The organism is Nonomuraea muscovyensis, from assembly GCF_014207745.1.
GTDB lineage: Bacteria > Actinomycetota > Actinomycetes > Streptosporangiales > Streptosporangiaceae > Nonomuraea > Nonomuraea muscovyensis.
In genome coordinates, this window is sequence record NZ_JACHJB010000002.1 from 701341 (window position 1) to 713399 (window position 12059).

Consider the following 12059-nt stretch of genomic DNA (forward strand, 5'->3'; position numbering starts at 1 on the left):
ACCGCCAGGAAGGCCAAGCAGGCCGGCCATCATCACCACCCCGAGGGCGGTAGCCTCGATCGGCTATCCCGCTACGAGGACGGCGACAGACGACGAGCCTCACGTCCCCTGACGTGACCTATGTAGCTGATCACCTTCACACCGGGAAGGTCGTCGGCACGGACTCGCTTTCGCCGGTGAGCAGGTCCCACAACCCTCCGAACAAGAGCAGGCCGCTAAAGAACAGTCCGGCGGCCATGCCGCACCCGGCACCAATCCCACGGCGGCGCGCACGACGAGAAAGCCGTACCCGCCGCCGGCCGGAGCCGTCCGATGCCCAGCCACGTGGCGAGCCGTGCCCGTTCGAGAGCCAGCAGCCGCTCCGCGATCCGGTCGCAGGTGGGCCGCATCGCCGGGATCAGGCGGACCGCGCCGGCCACGCAGAGGAATACCAGCTCGACCACACCAAGGACTGCGCCCACCGACATTCCCACCAAGGTGCACGCACCACGACGACCTGACACGGCCCGCAGTCTAGGCAGCACACTGCCCACGCGTTCATAGCGGCGACCTCTTCGAAGATCCCCACGCTGGAGCGGCCCGCGTTCGCGAAGGTCGCCGCCGCCGCGCACCCCGGAGACGTCCTGACAGTCTCGGAGCTGTTCCGGCTGTGCCGGGACCTGATCGACATCCATGCCGTCCGCGACTGGTGCCAGGCCCGCGGCATCGCCCTGCACGTCCTGTCCGGACCATTGTCGAACTTCGACCTCGCGGCGAACATAAAACCCAAGCGGAGGGTCACGGCATCCGAGGAACACCCCTCTGACCAGCCGTTCATCAGCCCACTGTCCCTTCTCCCGTACTTGGTCTGCCCCCCTGTAGGGGCCGCCAGGAGATCACCGCGGCCCCTACAGCCGCCGCTCCAACACCATCCCCGGCCACTCGCCCACCGAGAACGGCCCCACCCGCGTGAACCCACACTGCTCGTAGTAACCCACCAGCCGCCCATCACCACCGGCATAGCAGTCCACCCGCACCAACCCCACCCCGCGCCGCCCGGCCTCCTCCGCCGCCCAGTCCAGCAGCGCCCGCCCCACCCCACGCCCCGCGAACCGCCGATCGATCACCAAAGCCTGCACATACAGCTCAGGCTCCACCGCCGGCGGCACATACGCGTGCGCAGGACCCACCACCACACACCCCGCGGCCTCGCCCCCGACCTCCGCGATGCGCATCCCACCGCCCTCGGCCCACCCCCGCACCTGCTCCGTACGCCGCGCATCACCCGTGAACGGCCGATCACCCCACTGACCCGTCCGCCCACGACTCACCAGGAACTCCACCGCACCGTCGAACATCGACAGCACCGCGCCCACATCACCCACACCACCCTGCCGGATCATCACCGACCCAGGCTAAACCCCCACGCACTCACCCCCGCCGGGTCCCCACCACCACCAGATACGGCCGAGACTGACGCACCCCACCCGCACCCCGAAAACCCTCGAAGAAGTCGACGAACGCCCGGCGCAACTCCGCCCGCCGCTCCGGCTCCAACCCCTCCGCCAGCACCCGCGTCGGCCCGTACACGGTCGAGAACAACTCCCACACCTCCTCACCCGACTCCGACACCTGCGGCGCGTCACCCTCCTCGAAACGCAACACGAACGCCTCCCCAAGACGCTCGGCCACATACGCCCGATCACCCCACCGGAACGGAGACCCGGCACCAGGCGGCGGCGTCGGCATGAACGGCGCCATCACCCGGAACATGTCCACCACCCCCCGCTCACTGCTCCAGTGACCCAGCACCACCCGGCCACCAGGCCGGCACACCCGCGCCAGCTCACGCGCCACCGCCTCATGATCCGGCGCGAAGATCGACCCCACACTCGACGTCACCACGTCGAAACTCGCATCCCCGAACGGCAACGCCTCCGCGTCACCCACCTCGTAGCCGACCGCCAGCCCCTCCTCACCGGCCAGCCGCCGCGCCGTGTCCACCAGCGCCGGAGCCAGATCGACCCCCGTCACCTCGGCACCCGCCCGCGCCAGCCGCACCGCCAGCGCACCCGTGCCGGTCCCCACATCCAGCACCCGCTCCCCGGGCCGCACCTCGGCCGCCCGCGCCAGATGATCGAGCAACGGCTGGTAGTGCTCAGGCAGCCGCTCGTAGGGGCCCGCCCCCCACACCACGCTCTGCCGCTTCTTCAACTCCTCGAAAGCCATGCCCCCGCACCTCCCGCAGTCGCCGGCACACCCCCGCAGCGACCACGAGCCGCAGCAGAGCGCCACCCAAGCACGCCCTTCCCACCTGCGACAACACGGAAACCCGCAGCTCAGCCACGCACCGCACGCGCCAGCGCCGTCTGCCCACCCCCATCGAGCGCAGCCGCCAGCGAGACCGGGAACTGCGCCATGAACCGCGGCCGCGACCCCGCATGACGCTGCGCCGCGTGCACCGTGAACGGATGCACCAGATAAGCGTCCCCCGGCACCCCCGTCGCATACGCAAGCGACCGCCCCCGGCTCACCTCGTCCACGATCGGACCCGCCACGAACGGATCCAGCACCTGCCCCGCCGGCAGCGCCGCCGCCACATCACGCTGCGACCCCACCCGGATGCGGGTGGGCGCGTCATCCACCCCCACCTCCGACAGCAGCAACAGCACCAGCATCGTCTCCGGCCGCCCGCTCACCCCCCACGCGCCACCCGGCAGGGGAGTGTTGGCATCGACATGCCACCCGCAGTCATCAGCCGGCGGCACCCGCGGAAAACGCACCGGGATGTTGCCGATAGCACCACGCGGCAGCCAGCCGCCCACACCGGCCACCAGGTCCAGCGCACCACGCAGCCGCGCACTGCGCACCATCAGCCCGAACGGCCCCTCACCCGTCAGGTCCGCCGTCCACACCACCGGCTCCCGCCACCCCGACGGATCGTCGGGGGACAGGCCGATGCGCTTCCACAGCAACGCCCGGCCCTCGTCGGCCACCTCCCGCGGCACCACCGACTCCAGCTTCACGAAACCGTCGGCCACGAACCGATCCACATCGATGATCTGCACGCCCGCCACGCTAACAGCGCCGTCCACCCGTTTTTCCGGCCCGCGACCCCAACCGGACCAGCGCGAACCACGCCAGACCACCGCGACCCGCGCTCAGACCAGCGACCCGCGGTAACACCAGCGAGCTGCGCTCAGACCAGCGCGAGCTGCGGAAAACGCGGCCGCCGCGCCACCGGCTCCGGCGGCCCGCACCGCAACCCGTACAGCCGGCACAACTGCTCGATCTGCCCCGTGATGCGACCCTCGTAATCGGCCGACGGCGACCCCGCCCGGTCGTAGAGCTCCTCATAACGCGCCACCAGCGGCGGATGCGCCGCACCCAGCCACGCCAGATACCAGGCCCGCGTCGCCGGCGGCAACCGCAACACCACCGGCTCCACCCCCACCGCACCCGTGGCCGCGATCCGCCGCACCGTCGCCGCCAGCTGATCGGCGGCGTCACTCAGCAGCGGCAGCACCGGCGACATCAGCACCCGGCACGCCACCCCCGCCTCCACCAACGCCGACACCAGCTCCAGCCGCGCCTGCGCACCGACCGCGCCCGGCTCCACCGCCCGGCGGATCCGCTCGTCGACGAACGCGATCGACACCGCCACCTGCGCCCCCGCCTGCGCCAGCAGCGCGGCGTCACGTAACACCAGTGGACTCTTGGTGTAGACGGTGAACGGCACGGCCGCCTCACCCAGGGCGCCGATGATCCCCGGCATCAACCGGTAGACCTCCTCGGCCCGCTGGTAGCAGTCACCGGTGACCCCCACCGCCAGCGGCTCACCCGCCCAACGCCCCAGTTCGGCCCGCAACCGCTCCACCGCGTTGGCCTTGACCACCACCCGGGTGTCGAAATCACGACCCGTGTCCAGACCCAGCTTGCGGTGCCCGGCGCGGGCACCGCACCCCAGGCAGGCATGGGCACAGCCGCGATAGGGGGAGACGGCCCACCGCTGGGTGATGCCCGCCTCCCGCGGCACCCGCTCGATCATCGTGCGGGCCTGGGTCTCGTAGAACCCGTCGCGCCACACCGCCCGCCGCTCGATCAGGGGACGGTCGTCTACTGCGTCCACGAGCGAAAGCGCGTCCCAACCCACACCACCCAGTGGAACACGCATTCGACTCCCTTTCAAGCGCTTCCCCCACATCACCACCCGCACTAAACTGGTACGCACGTACCAGTTATCGGAGGAGGCCATCCATGGCCTGGCTACTGCTCGCCCTCGCCATCACCGCGGAGGTCCTGGCCACCACCGCACTCAAACTCAGCAACGGCTTCACCCACCTCGGCTGGACCACCGTCGTCGCCATCGGCTACCTCACCTCCTTCGCCCTGCTCGCCCAGGCACTCAAACTCCAGATGGAAATGGGCACCGCCTACGCCGTCTGGTCCGGCGCCGGCACCGCCGCCATCGCCCTCATCGGCGCCGCCTTCATGGGCGAATCCCTCACCCCGCTCAAGATCGGCGGCATCCTGCTCATCATCGGCGGCGTCATCGTCCTCAACCTCGCAGGCACCCATTGACCACCCACCAGCCGCCCCCAGAGCAACCCCACGGGCCACCACCCGAGCCACCCCGCCCCACCCAGGAACGCGGCCGACGACGCCGCGCCACACTCCTGAGCGCCGCCGTCGAACTCCTCACCGAAGGCGGTTTCGCCGCCGTCACCCACCGCGCCGTCGCCCACCGCGCAAGCCTGCCCCTGGCCGCCACCACCTACTACTTCACCTCACGCGACCAACTCCTGGCCGAAGCCTTCGCCCAGCTCGTCGACACCGAACTCGCCACCCTGCGCACGTGGATCACCACCCACGGCCTCACCACCCTGCCCGACCACATCACCGCCGCCGACCACACCCGCCAGCTCGGCCTGTGGGAGCTGTACGTCCACGCGGGCCGCGACCCCGCCCTGCGCCGGATCGCCCGCCACTGGACCGACGGCTGCGTCACCCTCCTCGCCGAAACCCTCGACCTCCCCGCCACCGACCCCCGCCCACGCCTGCTCTACACCACCCTGTCCACCCTCTGGCTCGAACTCGTCGTCGAACGACGCCCCACCGCCGAGGCCCGCACCCTCCTCAACCTCGCCCTGGAAAACATCTCGCCCACCCGATGACGGGTTCCCTACACTGCCCACGTGCTCAAACCCGCCTACCCGCTCCACACCGACCGGCTGCTGCTGCGCCCCTTCACCCCCGACGACCTGCCGGCCGTCCACGCCTACGAATCACGCCCCGACGTCGCCCGCTACCTCTACTGGGAACCCCGCGACATCGACGCCGTACGCACCTTCCTCGACAAGAAGGTCACCCGCACCGCGCTCCACGACGAAGGCGACGCCCTCGACCTCGCCATCACCCTGCGCGACACCGGCCAGGTGATCGGCAACGGCCTGCTCATCTGGACCAGCAAAGAACACCGCCAGGGCGAGATCGGCTACGTCCTGCACCCCGACCACCACGGCCACGGCTACGCCGCCGAAGCCGGCCGCACACTCCTGCGCCTCGGCTTCGACGAGCTCGGCCTGCACCGCGTCGTCGGCCGGCTCGACGCCCGCAACACCGCCTCCGCCCGCGTCCTGGAGAAACTCGGCATGCGCCGCGAGGCCCACCTCGTCCAGAACGAACGCGTCAAGGGCGAATGGACCGACGAGATCATCTACGCCATACTCGAAACCGAGTGGAAGCCATGACCATCCTGCACCTGGCCCTCGCCGACGACTGGGCCGCGGCCCGCGCCACGGGCGACTACCGCGTCTCCACGCTCGGCCGCACGCTGGACCAGGAAGGCTTCATCCACTGCAGCCGCGACCACGACCAGCTACGCGACGTCCACGCCGCCCACTACGGTCACGTCACCGCGCCGCTGCTGGTGCTCCAGATCGACCCGGCCGGCCTCGACGTGCGCGTCGAAGGGGGCTTCCCGCACGTCTACGGGCCCATCCCGCTGGAGGCGGTCACCGCCGTCCACCCCTACGAACCCGCCGCCGGCTGACACCCGCCGCCACCGCCCGTACCCCCATACCAGCCGGTACGGGCGGGTACGGGCCGGCACGGGGGAGGGGAGGGGCCACCATAATGATCACCATGGACCCCGCGACCGCGGCGCGACGCTTCGCCGACACCTGGCAACACGGCTGGACCCACCACGACGCCGACGCCATCGTCACCCTGTACACAGCCGACGCCGAGCACACCTCGATGCCGTTCCGCCCGCCACACCGGGGGAGAGCGGCCATCGCCGACTACATCCGCTGGTCCTTCGAGGGGGAGACCGTCCAGCGGGTCACCTTCGCGCAGCCCCTCGTGGACGGCGACCGGGCCGCCATCGAGTTCCGAGTCCACGCCCTCGACGAGCGCGGCACCCCCGTCACGCTCGCCGGGTGCGTGTTCGCCCAGTTCGACGCCGACGGCCTCGCCGTGCGGACGCGCGACTACTGGCACACCACCGAGGGCCACCTCTGACCCCGCGTCACACGGGGGAGCGGCCCTACCGGAGAAAAGCGGTCACACGGAGAGATCAGATGCGGACGGGAGCCATCCGCGCCGGGGCCACCGGAGCCGGACCCTGCGCCTGCGGGGCCATCGGCCGCGCCATCTCACGCGCCCGCTCGGCCTCGGCCAGCCGCTCGGCACACCCGCCGGCGCAGTAACCGTTGGTCACGATCAGCCGCCCCCGCAGCGCCGTGTACGACTCACGGCCCGTGGCGGGCAGAACCCCCTGGCACACCGAGCACAAGACCGATTGAGTCCCCACGTGCTGCTCCTCTCGCGGCGCGGATAGCAGATTCCCACACTAAACCGCGACCGCGCCGGGGGACAGCGAATCAACTCAAGGTCATGCGAATGGTCATGCTCACGGAGCGTCACAATCGGCGTTACTTGACATAATGTTCATTATCGAGCAATCACGAATAGTGGCCCTGGCTAGGACGAACACGCCGATCACCGGCCGTCCCGACCACGTGTCGCCGTCGCCGGCACCGGCGATCACCGTCAGCGTGATTCTCGTCACGCCACGCTCACCAGCACTCACCGGCCCCACCACGAACGACCGGACACCCGCACACCACCAGGCACAGGACGCCTGACGCCCACCGGGTCGTCAGGCGTCCTCTGACATTCGCGTCAAGGCGGGGCTACGATCAGTGCATGCACAGCCTGGCGATCTCCACCCCGGGCCTCATCGCGCTCACCGCCGTCGTGACGGCCGCGATCATCTACCTGATCATCCTGGCCGTCCGCCTCACCCAGCACCCCCGCAACCGCCCCGCCCCCAGCGCCGACCTGGTCGAGCAGGCCCGCGAGCTCAAGGCCATGGGTCAACTCCAGGAGGCCGTCTTCCTCGTACGCGGAGAAACCGGCATGAGCCACCGCGCCGCCACCCGCTTCGTCAACCGCCTCTAACCACCACAAACAACCCGATATCGGACAGAGAATCCGATACCGGACAGAAGGTGGATTCTGTCCGGTATCGAGAGTGGATCCGTCGGCCCGGCCCGACGGTGGCTTCGGTTCCCGACCCAGCCGAGTCTTGGCGGCGCCCATGGTGATGATCATGAGCCTGCACTTCTCCGATGAGGATCGGCCCACCTCGGAAGGACCACTTCGGCCTTGCGGCCTACGTCCGGCGAGCGAAGGGCGGGCCCTGCTTCGTCTGCGCGATCCTGGCGGGCGCCCCCGGCACGATCTCGAACAGATCGTCTTCGAGGAAGAGCACCACATCCCCACCATGCCCGGCAAGGTTCAGGCGGCACCCCAAGCCCACGTCGAGCCGGCACATCGCTCCCCTGCCCCCGGGCGCCCCACCGCCTTCACCCTCTCCGGGAACGCTGCGTTCGCACGCGCAGCCGCTCGCGTGCGCGCGTGGCCGGCGCGGTGAGATCGGTGGCCAGCAGGCTGGCCACCGTGTACAGGTGCCAGACCAGCGGCGCCTTGGTGAGCCTGCCGCCGTCGAACAGCGCGGGCACCTTGTCCAGCCGCACGATCTCACCGAGCCCGGCCGAGGACAGGATGGTGCGCTCCAGCTCCTTGACGATCTCCTCCCCCGGCTCGACACGCCAGTTCCACGGCTTGACCTGCTTGGCTGCCGGCCGCTGCGCCCTGCTCCTCAGCAGGGCGAAGCGACCCTCGGACTTGAACCGCCACTGCCCGCCCTCCAGCGGCACCCCGGCCAGCGCCGGCGCGAACATCTTGATCAGCTTGTGGACCAGGCGCTCGGAGTGCCGGTATTCGGGGTCCAGCTCGAGCGCGGCCGCGATCACCCGGTTGTCCAGGAACGGCTGGACGGGCGTCCCCCTGCGGAGCATGGCGGCACGCGAGGCGGCGTGCCAGCGGCCCACCCGGAAGCGCAGGTACAGGTGGTCCGGTACGTGCGGCGTGTCCGAGCGCCATGCCAGCTCCTCCGCGCGAGCGTTGGCCGCGTCGGTGAACAGGGCGTGGTGCGCGAGGAACAGTGACTGGGTCCTGCGCCGCACCGCGGCGGGCGTGGCCTCCTCCATCCCGGACAGGAAGCCGCCGCGCAGGATCTCCCCGTTGTGCCCGCCCAGCGAGGGGCGCCTGCTGTAGGCGGCTTCGCCGGTGATGTTCTCGTAGGCGGACAGCATGCCCTCGCACACCCGCAGCACGTTCTGGACGCGATCGGCCGGATGCGCCACCAGCAGCTCGTTGTCCGGCGTCTGGGGTGGAGCGTGCACCTCGTGCTCCACGCCGAGCGTCGCGGCCACCTGGCGGGCCACGACCACGTCGGGGTGGTCGTCGAAGCCCGAGGTGACCGCGTGGAACGGGATTCCCGAAGCATGCAGCAGTGCCGCCACCAGTCGGCTGTCCCTGCCGCCGGTGAGCGTCAGCCGTACCGGATCCGGGGTTTGGAGCAGCGGCTCCACCGCCGCCAGCATCCCTTCGGCGACCTGTTTCGATCCGGTGCGGCTCTCGCCTTCGGGCAGCGGGTCGGTGGTGATGGTCAGCCGCTCCCCCGCGACCAACCGGGAGGCGGGCGGCAGCGAACGGACGCCCGCGTAGGGGGTTTCCTCCGACAGGAAATACCCCTGTCGGGCGATCGACTGCAGTGCCGCCACGTCGTAGCGGATTGCGCCGAAGGCCGCCAGCCGTACCAGCAGGGCGCGGTTGCCGATCACGCAGAGCTCTCCCGTCTGCGCGTAGTAGACGGGGTCGGCGGGTGCGAGTGAGGTCGAGGCGCTGATGCCGTGCTCGTCGGACTGGAAGGCGGCGAAGCAACCCGGCTCTGCGGCCGCTCGGCCGATCAGCTCGCGTGCCTGTCCTGGACGGTGCCCGGCTACGGCGGTGATGCCGCCGGGGGTGACCAGCGGTTCCCATTCCGGCTCGTTGGTCCAGGCCAGCAGGTGGACGCCGCCGTGCGAGGCTCGCCATTCGGCGGCGCGGATGCGCTCGGGTGCGACGGGGAAGGCCGCTTCGATCGAGTCCTTGGCCCGCTGGACGGCCTGCCGTACGGCCTCACGCTGGTGCGGTTTGCCCGCCACGGCCAGAAGAACTCTCATTGCGCCCCCGAGGTGTTGTCGCTCTGGTTGGTATCCGTCGTGTGGGCGACTTGCTTTCACGGGGGGGCTGAGGCCGACCCGGATGGCGGGTCTGGTGCGGGGGTGGATTCTGCGGGACAGTGTCGGTCAAGATCCGTTGTTTCGGGGCGTCGAGGAGGCTGGCGTGCGGCTGGGGTTCAGCATCGGGACGTTGGGGCCGGTGGCGGCCGGGTACGAGGCGCAGTTGCGGCTGGTACGTGAGGCCGAGCGGCTGGGGTTCGACTCGGTGTGGGCGTCGGAGGGGTACGGGGTGGATCCGGCGGCGACGCTGGCGTGGCTGGCGGCGGGTACGGAGCGGATCGGGCTGGGCAGCGGGGTGCTGCAGGTGTCGGCCCGGGCGGCGGTCGCGGCGGCGATGTCGGCCGCGACGATCGACCGGTTGTCGGGCGGCCGGTTCCTGCTGGGGTTGGGGGCGTCGGGGCCGCAGGTGGCCGAGGGGTGGCACGGGCGGCGGTACGAGCGTCCGCTGGCGCATCTGCGGGACTACGTGGCGGTGGTGCGGACGGCGCTGGAGGGGCGGCCGGTGGCGCATGACGGTCCGGAGATCGTGCTGCCGTTGCCGGGTGGTGAGGGCAAGGCGCTGACGATGACGGTCGGTCCGGTGCGGCGGCCGCTGCCGGTGCACCTGGCGGCGATGGGGCCGAAGGCGGTGGAGTTGGCCGGTGAGGTGGCCGACGGGTGGCTGCCGATCCACTTCCCGCCGGATCATGTGGCGGAGATGTCGGTGCGGCTGGCCGCGGGTGCGGCGCGGGCGGGGCGGCCGGTGGCGGCGGTGGAGGTGTCGCCGATGGTGATGGCGATGGTGGATGACGACGCCGACTACGCGCGTGACATGGTGCGGCCGATGCTGGCCCTGTATGTGGGTGGGATGGGCAGCCGGGGGGTGAACTTCTACAACCGGCTGGCCGGCAGGTTGGGGTTCGGCGCGGCGGCGGCGCGGGCGCAGGCGGCGTACTTCGAGGGTGGGCTGGGGGCGGCGATGGAGGAGTTGCCGGATGAGCTGGTGGACGCTTTGTGTCTGTGCGGGGAGCCGGGGCGGGTGCGGGAGCGGCTGGCCGCGTATCGGAAGGTGGGGGCGACGCGGCTGATCGTGGGGTTGAACGCGCCGACGGTGGAGGATCGGCTGGAGCAGTTGGGGTGGTTGGCTGAGTTGAACGGGGACTGATCCCCCGGGGTCGGGGTGGGTGGGCCCGGTCGGCGCGGTGAGGCGCGGGCCGGGCCCACTGGCGTTCTCAGGTGGTGAGGGGGGCTTCGGGGATGGTGCGCATCTTGGGGATGGGTGACAGGGCGAGGACGGCGATGGGGACGAGGGCGCCGATGAGGGCGGCGACGAGGACGACGGGGCGCATGCCGAGTGCTTCGCCGAGGAGGCCGGCGGCGAGGGCGCCGAGGGGGGCGGGGACGAGGCCCATGGCCCAGATGGTGGCGATGACGCGGCCGGTGAGTTCGCGGGGGGTGGCGGTCTGCAGGACGGTGATGTTGTTGACGACGAACACCTGGGTGCACAGGCCGACGAGGAGCTGGGAGATGACGAGCATGGTGATGGCGAGCCAGAAGGGTCCGCCGGCGAGGGGGACGAGGATGAGGGCGCCGTTGCCGACGACGGTGGACCACAGCATGGTGGGGCCGGGGCCGAAGCGTTTCATGGCGCGGATGGACAGCCAGGCGCCGATGACGGCGCCGACGCCGCCGACGGCGAGCACTCCTCCGACCCAGGCGGCGGGGATGTCGACGCCGTCGACGAGGTAGGGGATGTAGAGGGTCTGCAGGATGCCGATGTCGAAGAAGGAGTAGACGGCGCTGGCGATGGCCAGGGGGCGGATGAGCGGCTGGCTCATGACCCAGGCGAGGCCGTGGCGGATGGCAGTGAGCATGCTGGCGCCGTGGTCGGGGGCGGGGGGCTCTTCGCGTTTGCGGATGGTGAGGAGGGCGAGCGCGGAGGCGACGTAGGTGGCGACGTCGATGATGATGACGAGGGGGGCTGAGCGGGCGGCGATGAGCAGGCCGGCGAGGCTGGGGCCGGCGGCTTTGGAGATGGAGTCGCTGAGCTGGAGGTGGCTGTTGCCTTGGCCGAGGTGTTCGGGGGCGATGAGGGTCGGCAGGTAGGAGCGGTAGGCGATCTCGAACAGGACGCCGAAGACGCCCATGACGAAGACGACGACGTAGAGCCACTCCAGGGTGAGGACGTCCAGGAGGAAGAACAGGGGGACGGTGGCGAGCATGAGGGCGCGGACGCTGTCGCTGACGATGAGGACGGGGCGGCGGCGCATGCGGTCGACCCAGACGCCGACGACGAGGAAGAGCACCATGGGCAGGCGGGCGAGGGCGCCGAGGATGCCCATTTCGGCGACGGAGGCGTTGAGCAGGAGGAAGGCGACGATGGGCATGGCCAGCACGGTCACTTGGGAGCCGACGAGTGACAGGCTCTGTCCGGCCCAGAGTTTGAGGAAGTCGTGGTTCCTCATC

Annotated in this window: 15 protein-coding genes and 1 pseudogene; 8 read left to right on the plus strand and 8 right to left on the minus strand. The window is 70.7% G+C overall.

The features are described 5' to 3' along the window. Positions 1-215 precede the first annotated feature (215 nt). Positions 216-461 (minus strand): hypothetical protein, encoded by a 246-nt coding sequence (locus tag FHU36_RS19860; protein WP_185085444.1) that lies wholly within the window; start codon positions 459-461, stop codon positions 216-218. Positions 462-569: 108 nt separating this feature from the next. On the opposite strand from FHU36_RS19860, the pseudogene FHU36_RS46850 reads away from it, so the two are divergent. After that, positions 570-716 (plus strand): annotated as a pseudogene (locus FHU36_RS46850) (recombinase family protein); the annotation flags it as partial. Positions 717-887: 171 nt separating this feature from the next. Here FHU36_RS46850 and FHU36_RS19870 read toward each other — a convergent pair. The 4 genes from FHU36_RS19870 to FHU36_RS19885 form a co-directional block, all read right to left on the minus strand. Next, positions 888-1382 carry a GNAT family N-acetyltransferase gene (locus FHU36_RS19870; protein WP_185087468.1) on the minus strand — a complete coding sequence of 165 codons (495 nt, stop codon included), beginning with the start codon at positions 1380-1382 and terminating at the stop codon, positions 888-890. A gap of 28 nt (positions 1383-1410) precedes the next feature. After that, the gene (locus FHU36_RS45740; RefSeq protein ID WP_185085446.1) at positions 1411-2208 is read right to left on the minus strand and encodes a class I SAM-dependent methyltransferase; all 798 of its coding nucleotides are present in this window, start codon (positions 2206-2208) and stop codon (positions 1411-1413) included. Between the two features lie 110 nt (positions 2209-2318). Then, positions 2319-3047 carry a phytanoyl-CoA dioxygenase family protein gene (locus tag FHU36_RS19880; RefSeq protein WP_221496464.1) on the minus strand — a complete coding sequence of 243 codons (729 nt, stop codon included), beginning with the start codon at positions 3045-3047 and terminating at the stop codon, positions 2319-2321. Between the two features lie 131 nt (positions 3048-3178). Then, positions 3179-4108, minus strand: coding sequence for a radical SAM protein (locus FHU36_RS19885; RefSeq protein ID WP_246502509.1), 930 nt, complete (start codon positions 4106-4108; stop codon positions 3179-3181). 128 nt (positions 4109-4236) lie between these two features. On the opposite strand from FHU36_RS19885, the gene FHU36_RS19890 reads away from it, so the two are divergent. From FHU36_RS19890 to FHU36_RS19910, 5 genes are all read left to right on the plus strand, one after another. Continuing rightward, positions 4237-4560, plus strand: a complete 324-nt coding sequence (locus FHU36_RS19890; protein WP_185085447.1) for a DMT family transporter — start codon at positions 4237-4239, stop codon at positions 4558-4560. Then, the gene (locus FHU36_RS19895) at positions 4557-5153 is read left to right on the plus strand and encodes a TetR/AcrR family transcriptional regulator (RefSeq protein WP_185085448.1); all 597 of its coding nucleotides are present in this window, start codon (positions 4557-4559) and stop codon (positions 5151-5153) included. The genes FHU36_RS19890 and FHU36_RS19895 overlap by 4 nt, the downstream gene beginning before the upstream one ends. 21 nt (positions 5154-5174) lie before the next feature. Then, a complete protein-coding gene (locus FHU36_RS19900) occupies positions 5175-5729 on the plus strand; it encodes a GNAT family N-acetyltransferase (RefSeq protein ID WP_185085449.1) in 555 nt (184 codons plus the stop codon). After that, on the plus strand, positions 5726-6031 hold the full coding sequence (locus tag FHU36_RS19905; protein ID WP_185085451.1) for a DUF952 domain-containing protein: 306 nt from the start codon (positions 5726-5728) through the stop codon (positions 6029-6031). The genes FHU36_RS19900 and FHU36_RS19905 overlap by 4 nt, the downstream gene beginning before the upstream one ends. A gap of 92 nt (positions 6032-6123) precedes the next feature. Further along, the gene (locus tag FHU36_RS19910; RefSeq protein WP_185085452.1) at positions 6124-6501 is read left to right on the plus strand and encodes a nuclear transport factor 2 family protein; all 378 of its coding nucleotides are present in this window, start codon (positions 6124-6126) and stop codon (positions 6499-6501) included. Between the two features lie 55 nt (positions 6502-6556). Here the strand turns inward: FHU36_RS19910 and FHU36_RS19915 are convergent, their stop codons facing one another. Continuing rightward, complete coding sequence (locus FHU36_RS19915) at positions 6557-6793, minus strand: hypothetical protein (protein ID WP_185085453.1); 237 nt, start codon at positions 6791-6793, stop codon at positions 6557-6559. A gap of 395 nt (positions 6794-7188) precedes the next feature. On the opposite strand from FHU36_RS19915, the gene FHU36_RS19920 reads away from it, so the two are divergent. Continuing rightward, positions 7189-7443, plus strand: coding sequence for a hypothetical protein (locus FHU36_RS19920; protein WP_185085454.1), 255 nt, complete (start codon positions 7189-7191; stop codon positions 7441-7443). A gap of 407 nt (positions 7444-7850) precedes the next feature. On the opposite strand, the gene FHU36_RS19925 is transcribed toward FHU36_RS19920, so the two are convergent. Then, positions 7851-9554, minus strand: a complete 1704-nt coding sequence (locus tag FHU36_RS19925; protein WP_185085455.1) for an asparagine synthase-related protein — start codon at positions 9552-9554, stop codon at positions 7851-7853. A 163-nt stretch (positions 9555-9717) separates the two neighbouring features. Here FHU36_RS19925 and FHU36_RS19930 point away from each other — a divergent pair, with 163 nt between their 5' ends. Beyond that, complete coding sequence (locus FHU36_RS19930; RefSeq protein ID WP_185085456.1) at positions 9718-10758, plus strand: LLM class flavin-dependent oxidoreductase; 1041 nt, start codon at positions 9718-9720, stop codon at positions 10756-10758. A gap of 67 nt (positions 10759-10825) precedes the next feature. Here the strand turns inward: FHU36_RS19930 and FHU36_RS19935 are convergent, their stop codons facing one another. Next, on the minus strand, positions 10826-12058 hold the full coding sequence (locus FHU36_RS19935) for an MFS transporter (RefSeq protein WP_185085457.1): 1233 nt from the start codon (positions 12056-12058) through the stop codon (positions 10826-10828). Position 12059: the final 1 nt, after the last annotated feature.